Annotated in this window: 27 protein-coding genes and 7 pseudogenes; 17 read left to right on the top strand and 17 right to left on the bottom strand. The window is 73.3% G+C overall.

Going from position 1 to position 22,278, the window contains the following annotated elements:
• Window positions 1-69: 69 nt before the first annotated feature.
• A pseudogene (locus U6N30_RS33400) lies at window positions 70-690 on the bottom strand (class I SAM-dependent methyltransferase); the annotation flags it as partial.
• Window positions 691-773: 83 nt separating this feature from the next.
• Window positions 774-1,165 (bottom strand): annotated as a pseudogene (locus U6N30_RS05535) (isocitrate lyase/phosphoenolpyruvate mutase family protein); the annotation flags it as partial.
• 142 nt (window positions 1,166-1,307) lie between these two features.
• Here U6N30_RS05535 and U6N30_RS33395 point away from each other — a divergent pair.
• Both U6N30_RS33395 and bfr read left to right on the top strand, forming a co-directional pair.
• Window positions 1,308-1,541, top strand: coding sequence for a (2Fe-2S)-binding protein (locus U6N30_RS33395; RefSeq protein ID WP_422678035.1), 234 nt, complete (start codon window positions 1,308-1,310; stop codon window positions 1,539-1,541).
• The gene (bfr, locus tag U6N30_RS05530) at window positions 1,528-2,010 is read left to right on the top strand and encodes a bacterioferritin (RefSeq protein ID WP_324276468.1); all 483 of its coding nucleotides are present in this window, start codon (window positions 1,528-1,530) and stop codon (window positions 2,008-2,010) included. Before U6N30_RS33395 ends, bfr begins: the two co-directional genes overlap by 14 nt.
• A gap of 73 nt (window positions 2,011-2,083) precedes the next feature.
• On the opposite strand, the gene U6N30_RS05525 is transcribed toward bfr, so the two are convergent.
• Together U6N30_RS05525 and U6N30_RS33390 are read right to left on the bottom strand one after the other, a co-directional pair.
• A complete protein-coding gene (locus tag U6N30_RS05525) occupies window positions 2,084-2,212 on the bottom strand; it encodes a hypothetical protein (protein WP_324276467.1) in 129 nt (42 codons plus the stop codon).
• A 29-nt stretch (window positions 2,213-2,241) separates the two neighbouring features.
• A pseudogene (locus U6N30_RS33390) lies at window positions 2,242-2,892 on the bottom strand (ABC transporter substrate-binding protein); the annotation flags it as partial.
• A gap of 290 nt (window positions 2,893-3,182) precedes the next feature.
• On the opposite strand from U6N30_RS33390, the pseudogene U6N30_RS33385 reads away from it, so the two are divergent.
• The 3 genes and pseudogenes from U6N30_RS33385 to U6N30_RS05515 form a co-directional block, all read left to right on the top strand.
• Window positions 3,183-3,523, top strand: a pseudogene (locus U6N30_RS33385) (siderophore-interacting protein); the annotation flags it as partial.
• Between the two features lie 36 nt (window positions 3,524-3,559).
• On the top strand, window positions 3,560-4,009 hold the full coding sequence (locus tag U6N30_RS05520; RefSeq protein ID WP_422678092.1) for a siderophore-interacting protein: 450 nt from the start codon (window positions 3,560-3,562) through the stop codon (window positions 4,007-4,009).
• On the top strand, window positions 3,987-4,118 hold the full coding sequence (locus tag U6N30_RS05515) for an SIP domain-containing protein (protein ID WP_324276465.1): 132 nt from the start codon (window positions 3,987-3,989) through the stop codon (window positions 4,116-4,118). The genes U6N30_RS05520 and U6N30_RS05515 overlap by 23 nt, the downstream gene beginning before the upstream one ends.
• Before the next feature lie 118 nt (window positions 4,119-4,236).
• Here U6N30_RS05515 and U6N30_RS05510 read toward each other — a convergent pair whose 3' ends face one another.
• Window positions 4,237-4,788, bottom strand: coding sequence for a MerR family transcriptional regulator (locus tag U6N30_RS05510; protein ID WP_324276464.1), 552 nt, complete (start codon window positions 4,786-4,788; stop codon window positions 4,237-4,239).
• Window positions 4,752-5,180 carry a MerR family transcriptional regulator gene (locus tag U6N30_RS05505; RefSeq protein WP_324276463.1) on the bottom strand — a complete coding sequence of 143 codons (429 nt, stop codon included), beginning with the start codon at window positions 5,178-5,180 and terminating at the stop codon, window positions 4,752-4,754. Before U6N30_RS05505 ends, U6N30_RS05510 begins: the two co-directional genes overlap by 37 nt.
• 132 nt (window positions 5,181-5,312) lie before the next feature.
• Here U6N30_RS05505 and U6N30_RS05500 point away from each other — a divergent pair, with 132 nt between their 5' ends.
• The 6 genes from U6N30_RS05500 to U6N30_RS05475 all read left to right on the top strand — a co-directional run bounded on the left by U6N30_RS05500 (window position 5,313) and on the right by U6N30_RS05475 (window position 9,523).
• Window positions 5,313-5,861, top strand: coding sequence for a hypothetical protein (locus tag U6N30_RS05500; protein WP_324276462.1), 549 nt, complete (start codon window positions 5,313-5,315; stop codon window positions 5,859-5,861).
• Window positions 5,819-7,156, top strand: a complete 1,338-nt coding sequence (locus U6N30_RS05495) for a hypothetical protein (RefSeq protein WP_324276461.1) — start codon at window positions 5,819-5,821, stop codon at window positions 7,154-7,156. The genes U6N30_RS05500 and U6N30_RS05495 overlap by 43 nt, the downstream gene beginning before the upstream one ends.
• A gap of 33 nt (window positions 7,157-7,189) precedes the next feature.
• Window positions 7,190-7,639 (top strand): cupredoxin domain-containing protein, encoded by a 450-nt coding sequence (locus U6N30_RS05490; RefSeq protein ID WP_324276460.1) that lies wholly within the window; start codon window positions 7,190-7,192, stop codon window positions 7,637-7,639.
• A complete protein-coding gene (locus U6N30_RS05485) occupies window positions 7,636-8,022 on the top strand; it encodes a hypothetical protein (RefSeq protein WP_324276459.1) in 387 nt (128 codons plus the stop codon). The genes U6N30_RS05490 and U6N30_RS05485 overlap by 4 nt, the downstream gene beginning before the upstream one ends.
• A gap of 342 nt (window positions 8,023-8,364) precedes the next feature.
• A complete protein-coding gene (locus U6N30_RS05480; RefSeq protein WP_324276458.1) occupies window positions 8,365-9,012 on the top strand; it encodes a hypothetical protein in 648 nt (215 codons plus the stop codon).
• Window positions 9,013-9,157: 145 nt separating this feature from the next.
• Window positions 9,158-9,523: a flagellar FlbD family protein gene (locus U6N30_RS05475; RefSeq protein ID WP_324276457.1), complete on the top strand. Its 366-nt coding sequence runs from the start codon at window positions 9,158-9,160 to the stop codon at window positions 9,521-9,523.
• Window positions 9,524-9,580: 57 nt separating this feature from the next.
• Here the strand turns inward: U6N30_RS05475 and U6N30_RS05470 are convergent, their stop codons facing one another.
• Window positions 9,581-10,654: an IS110 family RNA-guided transposase gene (locus U6N30_RS05470; RefSeq protein WP_324276456.1), complete on the bottom strand. Its 1,074-nt coding sequence runs from the start codon at window positions 10,652-10,654 to the stop codon at window positions 9,581-9,583.
• 227 nt (window positions 10,655-10,881) lie between these two features.
• Window positions 10,882-11,445, bottom strand: a complete 564-nt coding sequence (locus U6N30_RS05465) for a PASTA domain-containing protein (RefSeq protein ID WP_324276455.1) — start codon at window positions 11,443-11,445, stop codon at window positions 10,882-10,884.
• A gap of 72 nt (window positions 11,446-11,517) precedes the next feature.
• Here U6N30_RS05465 and U6N30_RS05460 point away from each other — a divergent pair, with 72 nt between their 5' ends.
• Window positions 11,518-11,787: a hypothetical protein gene (locus U6N30_RS05460; protein ID WP_324278654.1), complete on the top strand. Its 270-nt coding sequence runs from the start codon at window positions 11,518-11,520 to the stop codon at window positions 11,785-11,787.
• On the opposite strand, the pseudogene U6N30_RS05455 reads toward U6N30_RS05460, so the two are convergent.
• Window positions 11,685-12,443, bottom strand: a pseudogene (locus tag U6N30_RS05455) (protein kinase domain-containing protein); the annotation flags it as partial. The gene U6N30_RS05460 and the pseudogene U6N30_RS05455 sit on opposite strands and share 103 nt — an antisense overlap.
• An 85-nt stretch (window positions 12,444-12,528) precedes the next feature.
• Entirely contained in the window at window positions 12,529-13,083 is a 555-nt protein-coding gene (locus U6N30_RS05450) for a gluconokinase (protein WP_324276454.1), read from the bottom strand.
• Between the two features lie 103 nt (window positions 13,084-13,186).
• On the opposite strand from U6N30_RS05450, the gene U6N30_RS05445 reads away from it, so the two are divergent.
• The 3 genes from U6N30_RS05445 (at window position 13,187) to U6N30_RS05435 (ending at window position 14,913) form a co-directional block, all read left to right on the top strand.
• Complete coding sequence (locus U6N30_RS05445) at window positions 13,187-13,687, top strand: hypothetical protein (RefSeq protein WP_324276453.1); 501 nt, start codon at window positions 13,187-13,189, stop codon at window positions 13,685-13,687.
• Window positions 13,688-13,689: 2 nt separating this feature from the next.
• Entirely contained in the window at window positions 13,690-14,376 is a 687-nt protein-coding gene (locus U6N30_RS05440; protein ID WP_324276452.1) for a phosphotransferase, read from the top strand.
• Window positions 14,377-14,514: 138 nt separating this feature from the next.
• Window positions 14,515-14,913, top strand: a complete 399-nt coding sequence (locus U6N30_RS05435; protein ID WP_324276451.1) for a hypothetical protein — start codon at window positions 14,515-14,517, stop codon at window positions 14,911-14,913.
• 47 nt (window positions 14,914-14,960) lie between these two features.
• Here U6N30_RS05435 and U6N30_RS05430 read toward each other — a convergent pair whose 3' ends face one another.
• The 3 genes and pseudogenes from U6N30_RS05430 to U6N30_RS05420 all read right to left on the bottom strand — a co-directional run.
• Window positions 14,961-15,623, bottom strand: a complete 663-nt coding sequence (locus U6N30_RS05430; protein ID WP_324276450.1) for a response regulator transcription factor — start codon at window positions 15,621-15,623, stop codon at window positions 14,961-14,963.
• Entirely contained in the window at window positions 15,620-15,745 is a 126-nt protein-coding gene (locus U6N30_RS05425; protein ID WP_324278653.1) for a hypothetical protein, read from the bottom strand. The genes U6N30_RS05430 and U6N30_RS05425 overlap by 4 nt, the downstream gene beginning before the upstream one ends.
• Window positions 15,746-15,784: 39 nt before the next feature.
• Window positions 15,785-16,593 (bottom strand): annotated as a pseudogene (locus tag U6N30_RS05420) (sensor histidine kinase); the annotation flags it as partial.
• A gap of 493 nt (window positions 16,594-17,086) precedes the next feature.
• Here U6N30_RS05420 and U6N30_RS05415 point away from each other — a divergent pair.
• Window positions 17,087-17,497: a hypothetical protein gene (locus tag U6N30_RS05415; protein WP_324276449.1), complete on the top strand. Its 411-nt coding sequence runs from the start codon at window positions 17,087-17,089 to the stop codon at window positions 17,495-17,497.
• A gap of 82 nt (window positions 17,498-17,579) precedes the next feature.
• Here U6N30_RS05415 and U6N30_RS05410 read toward each other — a convergent pair whose 3' ends face one another.
• Together U6N30_RS05410 and U6N30_RS05405 are read right to left on the bottom strand one after the other, a co-directional pair.
• Window positions 17,580-18,200 carry a TasA family protein gene (locus U6N30_RS05410; RefSeq protein WP_324276448.1) on the bottom strand — a complete coding sequence of 207 codons (621 nt, stop codon included), beginning with the start codon at window positions 18,198-18,200 and terminating at the stop codon, window positions 17,580-17,582.
• Window positions 18,201-18,279: 79 nt separating this feature from the next.
• Complete coding sequence (locus U6N30_RS05405; protein ID WP_324276447.1) at window positions 18,280-18,414, bottom strand: hypothetical protein; 135 nt, start codon at window positions 18,412-18,414, stop codon at window positions 18,280-18,282.
• A 28-nt stretch (window positions 18,415-18,442) separates the two neighbouring features.
• On the opposite strand from U6N30_RS05405, the gene U6N30_RS05400 reads away from it, so the two are divergent.
• Window positions 18,443-18,688, top strand: coding sequence for a hypothetical protein (locus tag U6N30_RS05400; RefSeq protein ID WP_324276446.1), 246 nt, complete (start codon window positions 18,443-18,445; stop codon window positions 18,686-18,688).
• A 120-nt stretch (window positions 18,689-18,808) separates the two neighbouring features.
• Here the strand turns inward: U6N30_RS05400 and argB are convergent.
• Window positions 18,809-20,931: pseudogene (argB, locus tag U6N30_RS33380) on the bottom strand (acetylglutamate kinase).
• A gap of 161 nt (window positions 20,932-21,092) precedes the next feature.
• Window positions 21,093-22,250, bottom strand: a complete 1,158-nt coding sequence (gene argJ, locus U6N30_RS05380) for a bifunctional glutamate N-acetyltransferase/amino-acid acetyltransferase ArgJ (RefSeq protein WP_324276445.1) — start codon at window positions 22,248-22,250, stop codon at window positions 21,093-21,095.
• Window positions 22,251-22,278: the final 28 nt, after the last annotated feature.

The following is a 22,278-nucleotide window of genomic DNA, read 5'->3' as shown; positions in this document are numbered from 1 at the left end:
CACGGAGAAGGCGACGAACACCCGACCGCTCGGCGCCAGCACACGGTCGACCGCGTCCCACTCCGGCGCCGGCGGCGTCCAGAAGGCCCGGACGTTGAAGGAGACGACGACGTCGAACTGATCCCCGCCCAGATCCGCGTCGCCCAGGGACGCGGCCACGAGCCGTACCCGGCCGGCGTCGATCGCCGCCCTGTTCCGCCGGCCGGCCGCCGCGACCATCGTCGGGGAGCGGTCGACGCCGACGACGTGGCCGGTGGTCGACCGTTCCGCCAGCAGCGACACCAGCACGCCGTGCCCACAGCCGACCTCGAGGATCCGGTCGTCCGGGGCAGGTGCGACGACGTCCGTCGTCCAGGCGAGCCGTTCCGACGCAGGCATGTCCGGCTCAGCTGAGGCCGCGGGTCCCGGCGGGCAGCACGCCCCCGCGACGAGCTCGGCGGTCGCGTCCTGCAGCGCCGTGAGCGCGACCCGCTGGGTGAAGGGACCCGTGGACAGGCGGGCGATACCCATCTCCTGGAGCTCCCGAGCCGGCGGGGTCGCACCCGGGACGGCCATGAGCGACACCGTGCCGCGTCCCAGCCCGTCGACCAGGGCAGCGATCTCCTCCCGGTCGACGACGCCCGGCACGAACACCACCGGTGCACCCGCGTCGAGGAACGCCCGTCCACGGCGGACCGCCTCGGCGACCAGCGCGCTCCGCCCGCGTCCGCGGCGGCGTGGAGGAACGCGTCGGTGCGGGCGTTGAGGACGAAGTCGACACCGGTGTCCCGTCCGGCGCGGAGGACGGCCTCGACGGCGGCGACGGCGTCGTCCAGCGGCGCCATCCGGTCCTCGAGGTTCCCGCCGACGACGCCGGCCCCGATCGCCCGGCGGGCCGTCTCCCCTGCGTCGCCGTAGCCGGCCTCGAAGTCCATCGTCACCGGCAGGTCCACGGCCGCGGTGATGCGACCGACCATGTCGAGGTGCACGTCCAGGGGATGTTCTCGCCGTCCTCGTACCCGAAGGTGGCGGCGATGGCGTGGCTCGCCGTCGCCACGGCCCGGACGCCGTCGGTCGCCGCGACCACGCGGGCGGAGACCACGTCCCAGACGTTGGCCAGCACGAGGATCTCCGGTGCGGTGTGCAGGTCGAGGAGGGTGCGTGCGCGGGCGGTCAGATCGGTCATGGTCGCAACCTAGGACCCCGGTCCGACGATCTGACCAGCACACTTGACGCCGACCAGTCAGGTAAGGCTAACCTGCATCCAGTGCCCAGGGTCGAGCCTCTGGGAGGCAGACCCTGTTCGCGCGACCGGTGAGGCGGCCGTCATGTACGTGTGCCACTGCAACGTGGTGACCGACCGCGACGTCCTCGAGTCCATCGCCAACGGCGCCCGCTGCGTCGCCGACGTGGCTCGGGAGACCGGCGCCGGCCGCACCTGCGGGAACTGCATCAGTTCACTCCGCGATCTCGTGTGTCAGCATTGCCCGGTCCGAGCCGAGCGCCGTACCGAGCAATTCGCGGCAGAACGAGAAGTGGGAGTGGCTGGTGCAGCCCGTTAGCCCCCGTGTGGTCGAACTGCTCAATGACGCGCTCACCTTCGAGCTGACCGTCACCAACACGTACTTCCTGAACGCCCGCATGCTCGACGCCTGGGGCCTCCCCAAGCTCGGCAAGGTCTTCTACGACCTCTCGATCGACGAGATGCGCGACGCCGACGAGCTGATCCAGCGGGTCCTGCTCTTCGACGGACACCCCAACGTGCAGCGTCTGGGCGCGATCCGCGTCGGCGAGACGGCCGAGGAGATGCTCGTCCTGGCCCTCGACGGCGAGAAGGCCGCCGTCGCGCAGTTCAACGCCTCCGCCAAGGAGTGCCACGAGCTCGGGGACCACGGCACGGCCGCCGTCTTCGAGGAGATGGTCCGCGACGAGGAGAAGCACGCCGACTGGTTCGAGGCGCAGCTGGGCGCCATCGAGCGGGTGGGTGCGCCGCAGTACCTGGCCGCGCAGATCGCCACCGAGACGCCCTGACGGGTCCTGCCCGTACGCCACGAGGGCCCTCTCCCGATCCGGGAGAGGGCCCTCGCCGTCGTCATGACCCTGCTCAGCCGGCGAGCAGCTCGCGCAGGGCCTCGAGCTGGAGCGTGGCCGCGCGCAGGCCGATCCCGGTGTAGAAGACGTCGTCCTCGACGGCGAAGGCCCGCCCTCCGCGACGGCGGCAAGCCTCGGCCACAGCGGGCCGGCCACGACAGCCGCCTCACCCGAGTCGTCCGCCCCTCCGTACGACGAGTACAGGACGATCTCCGCGTCCGCCTGGGTGACCTCCTCCGCACTCAGCTCGGCGAACGTGGCGACGTCCTGCGTGGGCAGCTGCAGGTGGTCCAGCCCGATGTCGGCCATGACCGTGCCGATGAAGGACTCCGCGGTGTAGACCCGGATCGCTCCCTCGACGAAGCGCATCGTGCTGACCGTCGTCCCGGCCGGGTCGCCGATGTCCTCCCCGAGCGCGGCAGCATCGGACTCGTAGGCGGCCAGGAGCTCCGCCGCCTCGCTCTCGAGCCCGAGCGCCTCGGCGTCGAGCCGGAAGTTCTCCTTCCAGGTGTCCCCCAGGTCCGCGGCGAACACCGTGGGAGCGATCTGCGACAGCTCCTCGTAGATGTCCTCGTGCCGGACCACGTTCGACAGGATGAGGTCCGGCTGCACGGCCGCGATCGCCTCCAGGTTCGGTTCGGCGATCGTGCCGACCACCTCCACCTCAGCGGCGTCGTCGGCCAGGTAGCTGAGGAAGCCGTCGGAGACGGCCGTGGTCACCGCGCCGACCGGGGTGACGCCGAGGGAGAGGACGGAGTCGAGCTCGCCGGTGTCCAGGACGACGACGCGCTCGGGGCGCTCCGGGATCTCCGTGCTCCCCATGGCGTGCTCGACGGTGCGCGGAAAGGCTGCGTCCGCGGTCGTGGTCGACGCCGGGTCGGCGTCGGCGTCCTCCGTGCCTCCGCAGGCGGGGAGGGACAGGACGGCGACCAGGGCGAGACCGGTCGCTGACAGGGCTGGACGTCTCATCGTTCTCCTCGTGGGTGGGCACGCACACCGGTACGACGTGCCACTGGATCCGTCCGCGACCGTGTGCAAGACTCGGTCGCGAAGCCAGGTGAGGCTAGCCTAAGTAGATTCGGCCTCATCCGCCGGTGACCGGGAGAGGGCACATGACCATCGAGACAGTGCAGGTCCCGGTCTACCGACCGTTCCCGGTCCACGTCTCCCGAGTGCAGCGGCTGAGCCCGAGCTTCCTGCGGGTCACCTTCACCGGTCCGGACATGGCCGACTTCTCGACCAACGGCTACGACCAGCGGATCAAGGTCATGCTGCCGCTCCCCGGCCGCGGCATCGACGACTGCCCGGTCGATCCCGACTGGTACGGCGCGTGGCGCGCCCTTCCCCCGAGCGCCAGATGCCGCTCCGCACCTACACGATCCGCGCGCTGCGACCGGAACGCGGCGAGGTCGACGTCGACTTCGTCCTGCACGGCGCGACCGGTCCGGCCTCGGCATGGGCGGAGACCGCCGGGATCGGCGACGAGGTCGTGCTCATCGCCCCGAACGCCCGCTTCCCCGGCCCGACCGGCGGGTTCGAGTGGCACCCGCCGGCGGACGCATCCTGCCTGCTCATCGCCGGCGACGAGACCGCGGTGCCGGCCATCTGCGCCATCGTCGAGACGCTGCCCGCGGGGCGACGAGCACACGTCCTGCTCGAGGTCCCCACCCCCGCCGACGCGCTGAACGTCGCGGCCCCGTCGGGCGTGCACATCACCTGGCTCCCCGCTGGCCGGACGACGGCACCGCCCCCGCCGCGCGCGGTGCCCTGCTCACGGCAGCCGTCATCGCAACGGTCGACGAACTGGGCGACGACGTCGCCCCCACTCCGGTGGCCGACCTCGACGACGTCGACGTGGACGCCGGCATCCTCTGGGAGGTGCCCGAGGAGGACGCCCTCCCCGCCGCTCCTCCGGCGTGTACGCCTGGCTCGCCGGTGAGGCCGGCGTGGTGAAGGGCCTGCGGCGGCACCTGGTGCAGGAGCGTGGCGTCGACCGTCGCTCGGTGGCCTTCATGGGCTACTGGCGGGACGGCAAGACCTCCGACTGATCGGGCCGGCTGCCAGCACCCCGATCCCGCGCGGTCGCCGACGTCCCGGCGGTCCGACGACGGCTGACGAGCGAGACCGTCAGACCGCTTGCGTTTGACACCTCGACATCGATCGGTGTCACATGGAGGGATGACCGGAGCCGTGGACCTGCTGACGATGGACGGCCTGAGCATCATCGGGACGGTGGGGTTCTTCGTGCCCGCGGCGATCCTCGTCGCCCTCGTCGTCGGGGCCGTCGTGCGCGACCGCAGGATCAGTGCGCGCGAGGACGCCGCCGAGGCCGACCGCGCCGCGATGCAGCGCGAGGAGATCCCTACTCCCCGCCAGCTGACTGAGGACCTCCTCCAGTGCCGCGCCCACCGCAGCGGCCATCTCCGTGCGGAACGCGGCGAGGACGGCCTGCGCCGCCGCCGGCTGGAGCCGGGTGACGGTGTCCCGCACCGCCTCCAGCTGGTCCTTCGGCGCCCCCGCGTCCACGAACGCCTGCCAGCCCGTCCGCACGAACATCTGCACGTAGGTCTGGGCGATCTCCCGGACGTGCTCGTTGACCCGGGCCTGGGTGTCGATGAGCTCCTCGGGCGGGACCCCCAGCCGGACGACCTGCAGCCCCGCCGCCAGCAGCGCCGGGTCCATCACCCGCAGGGCGCCCTCGTCGTCGAGCCGTCGCACCAGCCCGAGCGCGACCAGCCGGTCGACGAGCGCGGAGTCCTCGGGGACGCCGGCTCGGGCGGCCAGCTCCGCCCCGGTGATCGTCTCGGGCTCCGGGGCAGCCAGGGCGCCAGCAGCGCACGGTGCAACGCGAGGGTCGTGGTGCTCGCGTTCGCCGGCGCCGAAGCCAGCGTCCGCTCGATCATGGCCAGCGAGTAGCCCTCGGCGAGCATCTCCCGGACCAGCATCAGCCGGGCCACGTGCTCGCGGCCGTAGTAGCCGGTCCGCCCGACCATGCGAGGCGGCGGGAGCAGCCCGCGGGCGGAGTAGGCGCGGACGTTGCGCACGGTGACGCCGACGCGCGCCGCCAGCTCGTCGACCGTGAGCTCGCGAGTCAGTTCGCCCCCGGGCACGGGGAATCCGCCGGCGTGGTCACGGACACATCCTCGTCATCGTGACCCCACGGTAAACGACTCGTTCTATGTATCAGTTGTCGATGTCACCGTGATGGGTGTTCCATAGCCCACATGGCCTCAGGAGGTTCCGTGCTGCTCGCCGCTGACACACGTCCCGCCGGGGGCGCCGCGATCGGCGAGGTGATCCTGGCAACCGGGATCGGCCTCGGCCTGACCGCGGTGCTGCTCGGGCTGGTGTTCCTGCACCGCACCCGGAGGTCGACCGTCCTCACCCGGGTCGGCGACCGGCTGGGGACGGCGACCGGTGTCCCGGCCTGGGTGGCCCTGCCCACCATCCTCACGACGGTCTCCCTGCTGGTCGCCCTGCTCGGGATGCTCTGGGACATCGCCCTGCACATCGGCGTGGGCCGGGACGAGGGACCGCTGGCCAACCCCGCGCACTTCCTGATCCTGTTCGGTCTCTTCGGCGTCTTCGCCGGTGGTGTCCTCGCGTGCACCATGCCGCTGGAGGAGAAGCCCGGGCCCTCCTCCGTCCGGTTCCTGCGCGGCTGGGACGTCCCGGTCGGCGGCGTCATCCTCACCGCGGCCGGCTTCTACGCGCTGCTCGGCTTCCCCTGGACGACGTCTGGCACCGGATGTTCGGTCAGGACGTCACGCTCTGGGGCCCCACCCATCTGATGCTCATCGGCGGCGCCGGGTTGTCGATCGTCGGGCTGCTGCTCCTGGAGCAGGAGGGCCACGGCGGGCTCTCCACCGACGACGGCGACCGCAAGGTCGGCCAGCGGGCCCGGTTCATCCGGCAGGCGTCGGCGATGGGCGGGCTCCTGCTCGGCATGTCGGTCTTCCAGGGCGAGTACGACTTCGACGTCCCGCAGTTCCGGCTGGTGCTGGAGCCGCTGATGATCGCCGGCGCCGCCGGCATCGCGCTGGTCGCCGCCCGGCTGTTCATGGGCCGCGGCGGCGCGCTGGCCGCCGCCGTGTTCTTCGTGGTCATCCGCGGCGCGATCGCGCTGATCGTCGGGCCGGCGTTCGGCGAGATCGTGCCGAGCTTCCCGCTCTACCTGGGGTCGGCGATCGTCGTCGAACTGCTCGCCCTGTCGATCCCGCTGGCCCGCAGCCCGCTGGTCTTCGGCGCCGTCGCCGGTGTCGGGATCGGCACGGTCGGCCACGCCACCGAATGGGGCTGGACGCAGTTCACCCAGACCTTGTCCTGGCGCAGCGACATCCTCGTCGAGGGCACGCTCATGGCGATCGCGGGGGTGTGGCCGGCGGTCTGCTCGGCGCCCTCCTGGCGTCGGGCCTGCGCCGTCGCCTCCCCGCCCGGCCGTCGCCCGGACCGTCCTGGTCGGCTCCCTCGTCGTGCTCGCCGCCGCCGTCACCAACGGTCTGCTGGCGACCGTGCCCGAGGACCTGGAGGCCACCTTCGGCATCGAGGACGTCCAGGCGGACCCGCGGACGGCGAACGTGACCGTCCAGCTCGACCCGGCCGACTTTGCCGACGAGCCCGCCTGGGTGCAGATCACCTCGTGGCAGGGCGACGGTCTGGTCGTCACCCCGCTCGAGCGGACCGGCGAGGGCGCCTACCGGACGACGGAGCCGGTTCCCTGCACGGCACCTGGAAGACGCTGCTGCGCGTGCACGACGGCCGCGTCCTCACGGCCATGCCGATCTACCTGCCCGCCGACGAGGCGCTCGGCGAGCCGGAGATCCCGGCGGAGGACGGGATGACCCGCGAGGCCATCCCGGAGGTCGACATCCTCCAGCGGGAGCTCAAGGACGCCGAGGGCAGCCTGTGGACCATCTCCAACCTCGTCGTGCTGTTCTGCACCCTGGCACTCATCGGCGTGATCTCGTGGGGCGTCGGGCGGTACTCGCGGCGGGCCGGGGATCGGGAGCCCTTCCCCGACACCCCGGCCGATCCACCGGCCGACGACGAGACCGCCCGTCCGGCCAGCGAGCTCGGCAGCCGCTGACCGCCCGCCCCTCCCAGCCCCGGAGATCCAGTCGTGCTCGTTCGTCCTGCCCTCCTGTCCGCGACCATGTCCGGAGCCGTGCTGGTCGCCGTCCTGACCGGCTGCGCCGGCACCGACGCCGATTCCGACGCCGCCGCGGAGTCCACCTCCGCTGCCTCGCCGAGCAGCACCGCGTCCTCCTCGGCGCCCACCTCCGCACCCGCACCGACGAGTGCGGAGGCGGCGCAGCGGATCGAGGTCACCGTGACCGGTGGCCAGGCGAGCGGGGACACCGGCCGGGTACCCGTCGCGGCCGGGGAGGAGGTCACGCTGGTCATCACCTCCGACGTCGCCGACGAGGCGCACGTGCACGGCTACGACCTGACGGCGCCGCTCACCCCGGGGCAGCCGGCCGAGCTCACCTTCGCCGCCACCATCCCCGGGGTGTTCGAGGTGGAGCTGCACGACGCGGGGACGGTGCTCCTCTCGCTGCAGGTCCAGTGACCGAACTGCCGAGGTCACCGGGGGCGGAGCACCCGACGCCACGGGGACGACGTGCCCCGGCGAGGAGCTCCCGTGACGACTCCGCGCACGGCGTCGGCTCCCGGACCGACCTGCCGATCCCGCTCGGGCTCGCGCTCTACGGGGCCGGTGCCGCGATCCTGATCAGCTTCGTCGTCCTGCTGCTCTTCTGGCGGACGCCGAAGCTGGGCGGCGCCGAGTCCGGCCGGCCTCTTCCCGCAGCGGTCCAGCGGGTCGTCGACAGCCCCGGGGCCCGGACCGCGCTGCAGGTGCTGAGCCTGGCCACCGCCGCGCTCGTGACCGTCGTGGCATTCGCCGGCCCCGGGGAGACGTCGCGGAACCTCGCCCCTGGGTGCTGTACGTGACGTTCTGGGTGGGCCTGGTGCCGGCCAGCCTGCTGCTCGGGGCGGTCTGGCGGGCGGCGAACCCGCTCCGCCTGCTGCACCGGGTCCTCCGCCCGCTCGCCCCCACCCCCACCGGCGCGGCCCGTCTTCCGGCCCTCGGGCTGTGGCCGGCCGCGGCGTTCCTCGTCGTGTTCCTGTGGCTGGAGCTGGTCTACCCCGGCCGGGCCGAGCCGACGACGGTCGCGGTCTTCCTCGTGGGCTACGCCGTCGTCCAGGTCGGGCTGGCGCTCCGGTTCGGCGAGGCGTGGTTCGCCCACGGCGACGGCTTCGAGGTGTACTCGACGCTCGTCGCCCGGCTCTCCCGTGGGGTCGCCGTCCGGACGGTCGGCTGGTGGTGCGCAATCCCTGGCCAACGCGACGGCGACCCCGGCGGTGCCGGGGTTGGCGGCGGTCGTCGTCGTCCTGCTCGGGTCGACGGCGTTCGACGGCCTGTCGCGCACGGTGTTCTGGCAGACCGGCCCGGGCGCCGCGAACGACACCCTGTCCGGGACCGTGGGCCTGGTCGCGTCGATCGCGCTGGTCGCTGCCCTGTACGTGGTCGGCGCCCGGCTGTCGGGACGCCTGGCCGGCCAGCGGGAGGCGGACCAGCCGCGGCGCTACGCGGCCACGGTCATCCCGATCGCGCTCGGCTACACCGTGGCGCACTACTTCAGCCTGCTCGTGCTCGACGGCCAGACGACGTGGATCCTGGCCAGCAACCCGTTCGGGCTGGCCGGTGTCGACCTGTTCGGGACCTACGACAACCGTGTCGACCTCACCGCGGTCGGCTCCGACGCGATCGCCCTCGTCCAGGTGGGTGCCGTGGTGGTGGGACACGTCCTCGGCGTCACGCTGGCCCACGAGCGGGCGCTGCTGTCGGCGCGGCGCGCCCGAGCGTCGGACCAGCTGCCGCTGGTGATCGTGATGGTCCTCTTCACCGTCGGCGGCCTGGGGCTGCTGTTCGGCTTCTGAGGCCATGACCAGCGGATCTCCCCACCGCAGGGGTGAGACTCCCGCGGTTCGGCTTGAGCTGCGCCCCGGCCGGGCCGATGCAGAGGATGCCGCCCGACGGCGCCATCGGGGTCCGCTGCCCCGCCCGAGCGGAAGGACCGCTCCCGTGATCGCTGTCACCTGCCGCAACGGCGAGTACTACAACGTCGACCCGACGCACGTCGAGCGGGTCGAGACCGACCCCGACACGGTCCTCCACCTGGTCGACGGCACCAAGTACGTCGTCCGGGAGAGCTTCGACGAGGTGCTCCGCATGATCCGGGATCACCACTCCGCACTGACGGTCGTGAAGAAGCGGCTGGCGGGTGGCACCGCGGAGATCGCCGACCAGGCAGAGGCGGTTCGCACCTCCCCGCTGTTCGTCGAGCGCCGGCAGTACAGCCGCGACGGCGACTCCGAGCGCTCGGCCGCCGACCGGCGTCCGGTGGCCGACCCGGACGACGTCGAGCCCCTGGGCCTCGACCGGGACTGACCCGCCCGGCAGGAGGACGCCGGTCGGGTGCCATCGACGGGATGCTCCTATGGACTGTCAAGCGGCCAGACCAAGATCGTTGGCGTGTGGGTTGGTCGGTAGGGCGGCGTAGATCTCTCGAGCGATGTAGCGCTTGAGGCAGCGGATGATCTCGGTCTTGCTCAGCCCTTGTCTGGTGCGGCGTTCGACGTAGAGGCGGGTGCGCGGGTCGTAGCGCAGCCGGCAGAGGACGACGGTGTGCAGAGCATGGTTGGCCGCCCGGTCACCGCCGCGGTTGAGTCGGTGTCGGTGGGTGCGGCCGCTACTTGCCGGGATCGGGGCGACTCCGCACAGGTGAGCGAAGGACGACTCGCAGCGCAACCGGTCGGCGTTGTCCCCGGCGGTGGTCAGCAGCTGCCCGGCGACATCGATCCCGACGCCCTGCAGGGCCAGCAGGTCAGGCGCGGCGGCGGTGACCAGGACGCGCAGGTCAGCGTCGGCGTCGGCGATCTCCTCGCTGAGCTGCCGGTGACGGCGGGCCAGGCGGCGAAGCGCTGTCTTGACCGCCTGCTCAGGATCGACCAGGTCACTGCCTGGGCGCAGGGCTGCACACGTGGTGACCAGGACGGTAGGGCTCAGGTGCCGCAGCTGCTCGCGCAGCCCGGCGGGGCCGGTGAGCAGCAGCGCCCGTAGTTGGTTCATCGCCTGGGTGCGGGCCTTGACCGCGCTGCGCCGGGCGACCCGCAGGGCCCGGATGGCCTCGACCTGACCATCGCGCTGCTTGGGGACCCCTGTGGCGGCACCGGACAGCGCCGCCCGGGCCGCGGCGTAGGCATCCAGCGGGTCGGACTTGCCGTGCGCGCGGCGGGCCTTGCGGTCGGGCCGGTCGACCTCGACCACCCTGATCGCCTGGGTGTGCAGGTGCCGGGCGAGCGCTGCACCGTAGGCGCCGGTGCCCTCCACCCCGACCCGCTCCAGCTCGCCGTGGCCCCGCAACCAGCCGGTCAACTCGCGATAGCCCGCTGGTGTGGTCGGGAACTCGCGGTCCCCGAGCTGGCGGCCCACCGAGTCGATCACCGCCGCGTGATGGGTCTGCCCGTGGGTGTCGACGCCGCCCGTGACAGGGCCGCCGATTCTCGTCATGCTGGTCATGGCCGTCCTCGTCGCTCGCACCGATGGGATGGCACGCGCCGGCCGGGCGAGGCGGACAAGACAGTGGCGGGGCCTCTCGCACAGGCTCCTATGAGGTCACAGCCGCCCGTCCGGTCGCGTGCGTGTGGCATCACCGGTCAGGCCGACGAATCCAGTTCAGGACAGCAGAGCGCGTCGGTCAGTCGGAGGGTCAGACCCCGCCGGTGATGCCACGTCCATCCTCACTGTCAGTCGTCGTCCTCGCCCTCGCCGTCACTGTCGCCCCGGCGCTCGTCGCCGTCGCCCCGGCCCTCGTCGCCGTCGCCCCGGCCCCTGTCGCCGTCCCCGTTGCCACGGCCCCTGTCGCCGTCCCCGTTGCCGTCGCCGCGGCCCCGTCGCCGTCCCCGTCGCCCTGCTGCTCGGGGGTGCAGGAGGAGCGGGGGTGCGGGAGGAGCGGGAGGAGGCTGGACGGCGTAGCTCACGGTGACCACCGTGCCGGGCTGCAGGTCGCCCGTGGGGCTCACCTCGGTGACCTGGTCCGCGGGGACCTCGCCGGTCTCGACCGGCACCGCCAGCACCTGCAGGTCCTGGGCCTCCAGTTCCGCCCGCACCTCGCCCACCGGTCGCCCCACCAGGTCCTCGGCGACGACCGCGACCACCGCCGGCGGCGCTGTCGTGCTGGAGGTCTCCGCGGCCGGCGACTCTTCACCGCTCCCTGCCGGTGATCCCAGCTGGAGCAGGGCCACGACGACCGCCACGACGACGACGGCGCCGAGTGCTCCCAGGAGCAGTGGCCACCGCACGCGGGACACCCGCCGGCCGTCCGGGACGCCCGGGGCTCCGCCGGCGCCCGGGTCGACGCGGCGACCACCGGCAGGACGGCGGTGCCGTGCGGTCCGGCGGCGCCGTGGGACGCGGGGATGGCGATGGGGGCGGTCGAGCGGCCGTCGGCGGCACGGTCGGCCGCCGAGCGCAACGCCGCGCCGTCGGGGAACCGCACCGTCGGATCCTTGGCCATCGCGCGTTCGACGAGCGCCCGGACGGCCGGTGGCACGTCCGGCGGCAGCGGCTTCGGCTGGTCCCGGATCTGCATGAGTGCGACCTGCACGGGGCTCTCCCCGTCGAACGCCCGCCGGCCGGCGAGGCATTCGTAGGCCACCGCGCCCAGCGCGTAGACGTCGCTGGCGGGTGTCGCCTTCCCGCCCTCGGCCTGCTCCGGGGAGAGGTAGTGCGCGGTGCCGATGACCTGTCCGGTGCCGGTGAGCGGCACGCTGGACGCCGACCAGGCGATCCCGAAGTCGGTGATCTTGACGACCCCGTCGGTGCGGACGAGGACGTTCCCCGGCTTGACGTCGCGGTGGACGACACCGCCCGCGTGGGCGGCGGCCAGCGCGGCGGAGGCCTGCCGGACGACGTCCAGCGTGCGCGCGGCGTCCAGCCGCCCTTCCCGCTCCAGCAGCGCCGAGAGCGTCTCCCCTCGACGAGCTCCATCACGAGGTAGGCGAGGTTCTCGCCGTCCTCCTGCAGCTCGCCGTAGTCGAAGACGGAGGCGATGTTGGGATGGTGCAGGGCCGCCGTGTGCTGCGCCTCCGCACGGAAGCGGGCGCGGAAGGTGGCGTCCCCGGTGAACTCGCTCCGGAGGACCTTCACGGCCACGGGTCGCTCGAGCAGGGTGTCGCGAGCCCGCCACACCCGGCCCATCCCGCCGCTGGCCAGCGGGACGAGGAGCTCGTACCGGTCGCCGAGCAGGCGGCTGCGCGGCTCCACACGTCCCCCTCCGTCGGCATGCCCCGGCCGGACCCGATCCCATCAGGTTGCCAGCCGCTCGCCGTGCAACCGCGTGCGGGCGCGTACAGGGCCCGAACGGGTGAGGGCCGGGACCGCCGAGGGCGGGCCTACCCGGGCGGATCTCCCGCCCCGAGGTCCCGCTCGACCCTGAGCACGGAGAGCACCTCGTCGACGACGGCATCCGGCGCGCCCGCACCGGAGATGCTCGTCCCCGGCTCGTCCTCCTGGAGCGGCTGCAACGTGGCCAGCTGGCTCTCCACCAGGGACGACGGCATGAAGTGACCGGTGCGGTTCTCCACCCGCTCCCGCAACAGCTCGGCGTCGACGGTGACGTGCGCGAACCAGACCGAGGGATGCCCGTCGCGCAGCAGGTCCCGGTAGCTGCGCTTGAGCGCCGAGCAGGTGACGACGACCGACGTCCCGGCCGCTTCGTGCTCGCCGATCCAGGCGGCCAGCGTGCGCAGCCAGGGCCACCGGTCGTCGTCGTCGAGCGGCTGCCCGCTGCGCATCTTCTCGACGTTGGCCTCCGGGTGGAACTCGTCGCCCTCGGCGAACTTCCAGCCCAGCCGCTCGACGAGGCCGAGGGCGACGGTCGACTTCCCCGACCCCGACACCCCCATGACGACGACGGACGTGGGCGCCACCTGCGCGTTCGGCTCCATGGGCCGACCGTAGGCCCCCGGGCCAGGGAGGCACGCCGGTGCATGAGAGCGGCCTCATCGACATCTCATCCCACCCGTCGCCCGGGCAGAGCATCGTGCTGAGGTGACCTCGTCCTCGCATCTCTCCGCCGACCTGGCCGAACACTGGCCGCCGTCGATCCGGCTCCTGCTCGGCGAGTCCGCCTCCCAGCTGTGGTCGGCAGTGCTGGCACCGCTCGGCGGCAGCCTGCGGGGTCTGCGCGCGACAAACGTCTCCCTGCAACCCGACGGCGCCTCGACCGTGCAGTTCTCCGCCGTCGTCACGTGGTCCGACGGGCGGGAGACCCGGGAGTCGCTGGCCGCGACCACCGGGGCGCGGATCCCGGACGGCGCCGCGGTCCTCGAGGGCGGATCGGGGAGGAGACCGTCCGGGTCGGTCTCTGGCGGTGGCCGCTGGACCCGGCGCTCCCCGGGCTGGCGTGGGGCGCCTCCGCGCTCGCGGTCGGCGACCGGCTGGTCGAGCTCGGGCTGGCATCCGGCACGCCGCGGCTGCGGCTCCGCTCGTACCGCCCCGGCCGGCGGGCAGTCGTCGAGGCGCAGTACCCCGACGGACCGCGGTACCTGAAGGTGGTCCGGCCGTCGGCCGTCGACCAGCTCGTCGCGCGGCACGAGGTGCTTGCCGGCCCGGTGCCGGCGCCACCCGTCCTGGCGGCCACGGCCGACGGCGTCGTCGTCCTCCCCGGGCTGCCCGGCACGCCGCTGCGCGCTCTCCTGTCCGGCGGCGCCGGCCGGCTCCCGCACGCCGACGAGCTGGAACGGGTGCTCGACGCACTCCCCGACGCGGTGGCCACCCTGTCGCGCCAGGGACGCCGGGCGCCCGCCGACGGTCTCGCCCGGGCGGGCACCTACGCCGCTGTCCTCGGCCTGGTGCTGCCGGCGCTCCGCCCGCGGCTGGACGCCCTCACCTCGACGCTCGACGCCGCCGACGCCGGGGCGCACGACCCGGTGCCCGTCCACGGCGACTTCTACGAGTCCCAGCTGCTCGTGGACGACGGCGCGGTCGTCGGGCTGCTCGACGTCGACACGGCCGGGTGCGGTTCCCGGATCGACGACTGGGCCAACCTGCTGGCTCACCTCGCCGTCCTGGAGCAGGTGCTCCCCGGCCCGGCACCTCCGTGCGCTACCGCCGGGAGATCGAGGCCGCCGTCCTCCGCCGGTGGCCGGCCGCGCAGGTGCGGCCACGGGTGTCCGCGGTGCTCCTCGGGCTGGCCACCGGCCCCTTCCGGGTCCAGCAGCAGGGCTGGCCGGCGCTGACGTCGGCCCGGCTGGCACTCGCCGAGGAGTGGGCCGCTCCCGCGTGAGAGGGCCCTCACCGAACTCTCCCCGGGGTCTCACACGGGGCGGGCAACCTCAGAACTGACGGAGCACGACACCACGACGAGAGGAACCGCCATGACCCACCGCCCCGCCACCTGGAAGATCGTCACGTTCGGCGCCGCCCTCACCGGGCTGGGCGTCGCCGGCGCCGGTCTCGCCGCCGCCGACGACGACCGCGGCGGGTCGCTGCCAGCCGGCGTGAGCGTCGCCGCGGCCGCCGCCGACGGTTCCGCACAGAGCGCCGACGACTCCCCGACGCCGTTACCACCGATGCCGCGCCGGTGGACGCCTCGCCGGAGTCCGCCGACTCCCCACCGAGAGCGTCAGCGACAGCCCCGACGTCGCCGCCGGGGCGCCTGCCGACGCCTCGCCGGAGTCCGCCGACTCGCCCGCCGAGAGCGCCTGGGACTCCCCGCCGACGCCAGCCCCGACACCGCCAGCCCCGACAGCGGGAGCGCCGACAGCCCGTCCTGATCCACGCCCTCACGGCCCCCGGCACCTGTGCCGGGGCCGTCGCGCGCTCAGGCCTCCAGCAGCCGGTAGCCCATGCCGCGCACCGTCTCGATGCGCTCGGCGCCGAGTTTCTTGCGCAGGTACCGGACGTACACGTCGACGACGTTGGAGCCGGGGTCGAAGTCGTAGCCCCACACGTGGCTGAGCAGCTGCTCGCGGGCGAGGACTTGGCCGGGGTGCCGGAGGAAGGTCTCGGCCAGGGCGAACTCGCGGGCGGAGAGGTCGACGGTCCGGCCCTCGACCTGGGCCCGCCGGGTCCGGAGGTCCAGGGACAGGTCACCGCAGCGGAGCACCGTGACCTCGGTCTGGCGGTTGCCGACCAGCCGCAGGCGGACCCGGGCCAGCAGCTCCTCGAACCGGAACGGCTTGGGCATGTAGTCGTCGGCGCCACCCTCGAGCCCGGCGACGGTGTCCTGGACGCTGTCGCGGGCGGTCAGCACGATCACCGGGATGGTGCAGCGCTCGGCGCGCAGCGACCGGAGCACCTCGAAGCCGTCCATCCCCGGCAGCCCGATGTCGAGCACCATCAGGTCGAACTCGCCGCTGAGCGCCGCCGCGCGCGCCGTGCGCCCGTCCCCGGCCACCCCGGTGGTGAAGCCGTGCGCCTTGAGGCCCTTCTCGATGAACGACGCGATCCGCGGCTCGTCCTCGGCGATCAGCACGCGGCTCACGGCCGGCCTCCTCGGGGTGCGGTGGTGGTCGAATCCAGTTCCGGGGTGGCGGAATCGTCGTCCACGGTGTCGGTGGCCGCCTCCTCGGGAGGCGCGACGTGCGCGGGGAGGACCACGGTCACCGTCGTGCCGCGGCCCGGCACGCTGTCGAGCACCGCCGCCCCACCGTGCGCCTGGGCGATCGCCTGCACGATCGACAGCCCGAGCCCGGCGCCGTCCGAGCGCCGTGCCCCGCGGCGCCGCGGGCGAACCGCTCGAAGACCCGGGCCTGGTCCTCCGCCGCGACGCCGGGGCCGGTGTCCGACACCCAGAACCGCAGCTCTCCACCGCTCAGCTGGCTGCCGAGGGAGATCCGGTCGCCGGCGACGGTGTAGCGGACGGCGTTGTCGGCGAGGGCGACCAGCGCCTGCGTCACGCGCTGCGGGTCGAGCAGCGCGTCCATCCGCGCGCTGGTCTCGAGCACCCACTCCCGGTCGCCGAGCGGCCGGATCTTGTCGAAGACCTCCGCGGTGAGAGCCTCGACGTCGACGGGCTGCGGTCGCACGAACCGAGGTTGCTCCGCCTTCGCCAGGAGCAGGAGGTCGGACACGATGCGGTTCATCCGGTCCAGCTCGTCGTCCACGAGCGCCACCGTGTCCCGGACGTCGACCTGGTCGGTCGGGTCCAGGACCTCCAGGTGCCCGCGGACGATGGTGATCGGCGTCCTGAGCTCGTGCCCGGCGTCGTCGAGGAAGCGGCGCTGTGCGGCCGCCCCGGCCTCGAGCCGGTCGAGCATCGCGTTCACCGACACCGCCAGGTCGGTGAGCTCGTCGTCGGGGCGTCCGTCGACGGGGATGCGGCCGGACAGGTCCTGCTCCGTGATGCCCTGCGCCGTCGCGGCCACGTCGCGCACGGGACGGAGCACCCGGCCCGCCACCACCCACGCACCGGCGGCGGCGAGCAGCACCGTCCCGCTCCCCACGCCCAGCATCAGCCGCGCGGTGTGGTGGGCGGACTCCCGCTCCTGGTCGGCGAAGTAGGCCACGACCGCCACCGCGGACCTCGGATCCCCGGCCAGGGTCACCGGCACGGCGAGGTACCGCACCTCGCCTGCCCCGCTGTCGTAGCTGCCGCGGGCGGTGTCCTCGACGCCGCCGACCAGGCGCGTGAACGCGGCGTCCTCGCTGAGCAGCACGGGGGCCTCGATCCGGCTCTGGAACCGGTAGGCGCCCTCGACGTACCCGAGGAACTTCTCGTTCGGCCGGGCGAGGTTGTAGGTGATCACCGTCTCGAGGACGTCCTCGACGGTGGCGAACGGCTCCCCGGTCCGCGGATCGTTCCCCGACTCCACGATCTGCCGGAACTCGAAGACCTCCGCGTCGAGGGTCACGTCCATCCGCTCATCGGTCTCGCGGAGGAGCAGCCGCCAGGTGACGAAGGTGAGGATGGCGAGGGCGACCAGCACCAGGAGCAGGACCCAGCCGATGATCCGGGTCCGCGCCGCCCGCACCATCCACCGCCGGCGGGGAGCGCGCCCGGCCTCAGTCGTCGTCGTCATCACCGTCATCACCGTCATCAACGTCGTCGCCGTCGTCGTCGTCCCCGTCGTCGTCGGGCAGCGGGGGCGGGGGACGACGTCCGTGGGCGACGGCTCGGGCGTGGGGGTCGGCAGCGGCGCGGTGGGCAGAGGCGAGGTGGGTGCGGGTGCGGGCGACGGGACGGCCGGGGTGCTGATCCGGATGGGGTCCGGCAGCGGCTGCTGCCGGCTCGCCGTCGGCCCCAGCGCGAGCCACCCGACGACGACCGCCGCGAGGACGAGCCCCCGAGGGCGACGAGCAGGATCGGGCGGGGGCGCACCCCGGCAGCATCCTCGCCGACGCCGGGCACCGAGATGAGAGCCGGATGAGAAGGGCCTCATCCGCGACGGGCCGCAGGCCTCCCTGATCCAGGGGCGCCCTGCGGACTCGGGGCCGTGGGTCAGCCGGCGGCGCCGGCGCGCTGCACGGCGGTGAACCGGAAGGCCAGGTCGCTGATCTTGTCGGTGTGCGTCTGGCCGGCCGTGTCGGGGAAGGCGATCGTCGCCAGCAGGTGCTCGACACCGCCGGGCGCGTGGGTGGCGGTGCCGGTCAGCACGGCCTGGGTGACGATCGGGCCGGTGTAGAAGGGCGTGACCTCGCCGCCGCAGGCGTAGTCGCTGCCGGCCACGGTCCAGGCCGTGGAGCACGACTCGAGGGTCAGCTGCAGGCCGTGGACCGGGTCGCTGTCCAGCACGCTGGACCTGGTCGCCCAGGACGAGAAGGTGAGCGACTCCCAGGCGACGTCCCCGTCGTTCCGGACGTCGAAGGGGGTGGCGGTGGAGTCGCCCGGCAGCAGCCCGCCCGGGGTCATCTGGACCGTCCGGTAATTGGCCGCCGGCGAGAGGTTGATGGAGACCGTGCCCGCGGCCACGTCGGCGTTCACCGGAGTGGTGCTGTCGGTGAACGAACCGAAGGTGCCCAGGCCTGCGACGGCACCCGCGGCGGCGAGGACGCCCACGGAGGCGACGGCCTTGGTGATCGTGGAACGACGGGCCGACGAGCCGTCGGTGCGGATCGACACGGGAACCTCCCTGCTGCGAGCCGGGCGAGGTCTCGTCCGGCGACAGGGACGACCCTGCCGGGCCACCCGCACGGTCTCCTCAGCCCTTCCGCAACGAAACCGCAAGGAATCCGTCAGACATCGACCCCTTCAGCTCGCCGGCGCCCGTGCCGATGGAGGAAAGAAGAACACGTTCGTCCGGATCGGGGGCAGTACCAGTGATCATCAGCAGCAAGGCGTCCCTGCACGCCGGGGACCTCGCGGTGGCCGCTGAGGTTTCCGACGTGCTCATGCGCCGCGGGGAACTCCAGCACCCGCCCATCTCCCTGGCGGTGTCCGACGCCGTCGCCCTCGGCATCGCCGGCCTCTTCCGCAGCGACAGCGATTCCGGTCGGGTGATGCAGCGCTTCTACCGGAGCGGAACCGCCGACAGCGACGAGCTCATCGAGGCGGCGCGCGTGGAGCAGGTCTTCGCCTCCCCGAGGGGCACGCCGCGCTCTACTGCCTGATCGGCTGGGTGAAGAGCCGCCTCCAGCAGGACCAGATGGTCTGACCCGCAGACGAGAGCAGGGCGCCCCTCCGGTGGAGGAACGCCCTGCTCTGCGGGGTAGCCGACAGAGGCGCCCCGCTCATCGAGACGCGTCCTCCAGCGCCGCATCGAGAGCGGCGGGCAGGGCGGCGGCGAAGGCGTCGACCTGAGCATCGGTGACCACGAGAGATGGCGCCAGGCGCAGCACGCCGGAGGCCACGGCGTTGGTGAGGAAGCCCGCGGCGCGCAATCGTGCCTCCAGGGCAGGGGCGACGTCGGCGGTGAGGACGACGCCGAGCAGCGCACCCCTACCGCGGACCCCGCTGATCCCCTGGTGACCGAGGCCCTCGATGCCGGCGGTGAACCGGAGCTCGAGTTCCTTCGCCCGTTCCAGCAGCCCCTCGTCGCGGATCGTGTCGAGGACGGCGAGCGCGGCCGCCGCGGCGATCGGGTTGCCGCCGAAGGTGGAGCCGTGGCTGCCCGCGCCCATCAGGTCGGCGGCCTCGCCGAAGGCCAGCATCGCGCCCAGCGGCAGACCACCGCCGATCGACTTCGCCAGCGTGATCACGTCGGGAGCGACGCCGTCGGCCTGGTGGGCGAACCAGTGCCCCGTGCGCCCGGTGCCGGTCTGCACCTCGTCCACACCGAACAGCGCCCGCGCGGTCCGCGCGGTCGCCTGGGCGGCGGCGAGGTAGCCCGTCGGTGCGGGGAGCACCCCGCCCTCCCCAGCATCGGCTCCAGCAGCACCATCGCCGTCCGCTCCCCGACCGCGGCGGCCAGTGCGGCAGGGTCGCCGTACGGGACGTGGGACACCCCGCCGGGCAGCGGGGCGAACGCGTCGGCCTTGCCCGGCTGCCCGGTCAGCGCCAGCGCACCCATGGTGCGGCCGTGGAAAGAGCCGTCGGCCGTGACCACCCCGGTCCGACCGGTCAGCCGGGACAGTTTGAACGCGGCCTCGTTGGCCTCCGCACCGGAGTTGCAGAAGAACACCCGCCCTGGCCGCCCGGCCAGCTCCAGCAGCCGCTCGGCCAGCGTCACCCCGGCTCGTGCATCGCCAGGTTCGACACGTGCCCCAGCCGCGCCGCTTGGGTGCTGATCGCCTCGACCACCCGCGGATGGGCATGGCCCAGGATCGTGGTGGCGATGCCACCCAGCAGGTCGACGTACTCCCGCCCGTCGACGTCCCACACCGTCGCCCCCACGCCACGTGCGAGCGCCACCGGAGGGGTCCGGTAGTTGTTCATCATCACAGCCGACCAGCGGAGGGCCAGCTCCGCGGTCTGCGGACCGGTCACCGCGGGGGTCCTCGTTGCCGACCGGCGCCGGACGGTCGGCGTCGACGGCGGGCAGGACCATCGTCCCGGTGCCCTCGGTGGTGAACGTCTCCAGCAGCAGGGCGTGCGGCAGCCGGCCGTCGATCACGGTCGCCCGGGACACCCCGCCATCGACCGCCTCCAGGCAGGCGGCCATCTTGGGGAGCATTCCGGAGTGCAGGGTCGGCAGGACCTCGGCCAGCTCACGGGTGTCGATCTTCTGGACCAGCGACGCACGGTCGGGCCAGTCGGCGTAGAGGCCTTCGACGTCGGTGAGGACGACGAGCTTCACCGCGCCCAGGGCCACGGCGAGGGCCGCCGCCGCGGTGTCGGCGTTGAGGTTGTGCACCTCTCCGCTGGGATCGGAGGCGACCGTGGACACCACGGGGATCCGGCCGGCCTGGATGAGTGCCTCGACCGTCGTCGGGTCCACGTCGACCACCTCACCGACCAGGCCCACGTCGACCTTCTCGCCGTTCACCACCGCAGAGGTGCGCTGGGCGGTGAACAGGCCACCGTCCTCCCCGGAGAGCCCGACGGCGAAATGGCCGTGCTGGTTGATCAGGCCGACGATGTCGGGCCCGACCTGACCGGTCAGCACCATCCGGACGACCTCGATGCTCTCCTCGGTCGTCACCCGCAGGCCGCCGCGGAACTCGCTGTCGATGCCGAGCCGGCCGAGCATCTGGCTGATCTGCGGGCCACCGCCGTGCACGACGACCGGGAGGATGCCGCAGGTCCGCAGGAACACCATGTCCTCGGCGAAGGCCCGGCGGCACTCGTCGTCGACCATCGCGTGGCCGCCGTACTTGATCACGATGACCCGGCCGTGGAACTCCTTGAGCCACGGCAGCGCCCCGGTGAGCACGGAGGCCCTGAGCTGGTCGCCCTCGGGGTCGTGGGTGCGCATCACGCGGCTGCTGCCGATCCGGCGGGGCGTGGCGCGGGGCGGCGCCTCGTCGACCCACCGGTCGAGTGCCACCTCCTCGACCAGCCCGCGGGGTCCGCGGACGTCGGGCGGCGTGGGGTCCTGGGACGCAGTGGTGGTGCGTGCGGGTGCGTGATCGATGCTCATGTGGAATAGGCCGAGTTCTCGTGGACGTAGGTGATGGACAGGTCGTTGGTCCAGATGGTGGCCTCGTCGGTGCCGGCCTTGAGGTCGACGTCGATGGTGATCGCCCGGCCGGTGAGGTCGACGCCCTCGCGCGGGTCGCCGATCGCGCCGCCCCGGCAGACGGTGACCCCGTTGATCGTGACGTCGACCTGGTCGGCCTCGAACGCGGCGTCGGTGGTCCCGATCGCGGCCAGCACCCGGCCCCAGTTGGGGTCGTTGCCGAACAGCGCCGTCTTGAGCAGGTTGTTACGCGCGCAGGCCCGGCCGGCGGTGAGCGCGTCCGCCACGCCGGCGGCGTTGCGGACGGTGATCGCGATGTCCTTGGTCGAACCCTCCGCGTCGGCCAGCAGCTGCATCGCCAGATCGGTCGCCGCGGCGGTCAGGGCCTCGGTGAACTCCTCGACGCTGGGCGCGACCCCGCTGGCACCGCTGGCCATCACCAGCACCGTGTCGTTGGTCGACAGGCAGCCGTCGGAGTCGACCCGCTCAAAGCTGACGCTGGTCGCCTGCTTCAGCGCCGTCGACAGGACCGCCGGGTCGACCACCGCGTCGGTGGTGAGCACGACCAGCATCGTGGCCAGCGACGGGGCGAGCATGCCCGCGCCCTTGGCCATCCCGCCGACCGACCAGCCCTCCCGCTGCTGGACGGTCGTCTTCGGCACGCTGTCGGTGGTCATGATCGCCCGGGCGGCGTCCGGCCCGCCGTCCTCGGACAGGGCCTTCACCGCATCGGTGACCCCGGCGGTCAGCTTGTCCATCGGCAGCCGCATGCCGATCAGGCCGGTGCTGGCCACGGCGACGTCGATCGCGCCCATGCCGAGCTCGGCCGCGGCCTGCTCGGCGGTGGCATGGGTGTCGGCGAAGCCCTCCGGCCCGGTGCACGCGTTGGCGCCGCCGGAGTTCAGCACGACGGCCCGCGCCCGCCCGTCGACCAGCACCTGCCGGCTCCACAGCACCGGCGCCGCCGGGAAACGGTTGGTGGTGAACACGGCCGCGGCCGCGTCATCGGGCCCGTGATTGACCACGACGGCGACGTCGGGGTCGCCGGAGGACTTCAGCCCGGCGGCGACGCCGGCAGCGGAGAAGCCCTCGGTGCGGTGACTGTCACTGGGCATCCTCTGGTGCGAAGAGGGTCATGGCGCT

The sequence above is a fragment of the Blastococcus brunescens genome, assembly GCF_035320885.1.
GTDB lineage: Bacteria > Actinomycetota > Actinomycetes > Mycobacteriales > Geodermatophilaceae > Blastococcus_B > Blastococcus_B brunescens.
The sequence above is the reverse complement of the archived record's forward strand: the minus strand, read 5'-3'. Positions and strand labels throughout refer to the sequence as shown.

Coding starts and splice junctions, on each gene's coding strand:
- U6N30_RS33395 (WP_422678035.1), top strand. CDS start 1,308: ATGTACGTGTGCCACTGCAACGTGGTGACCGACCGCGACGTCCTCGAG.
- U6N30_RS05470 (WP_324276456.1), bottom strand. CDS start 10,654: ATGACCAGCATGACGAGAATCGGCGGCCCTGTCACGGGCGGCGTCGAC.
- U6N30_RS05450 (WP_324276454.1), bottom strand. CDS start 13,083: ATGGAGCCGAACGCGCAGGTGGCGCCCACGTCCGTCGTCGTCATGGGG.
- U6N30_RS05415 (WP_324276449.1), top strand. CDS start 17,087: ATGATCCGGGTCCGCGCCGCCCGCACCATCCACCGCCGGCGGGGAGCG.
- argJ (WP_324276445.1), bottom strand. CDS start 22,250: ATGCCCAGTGACAGTCACCGCACCGAGGGCTTCTCCGCTGCCGGCGTC.
- U6N30_RS05495 (WP_324276461.1), top strand. CDS start 5,819: ATGTTCGGTCAGGACGTCACGCTCTGGGGCCCCACCCATCTGATGCTC.
- U6N30_RS05435 (WP_324276451.1), top strand. CDS start 14,515: ATGACCCACCGCCCCGCCACCTGGAAGATCGTCACGTTCGGCGCCGCC.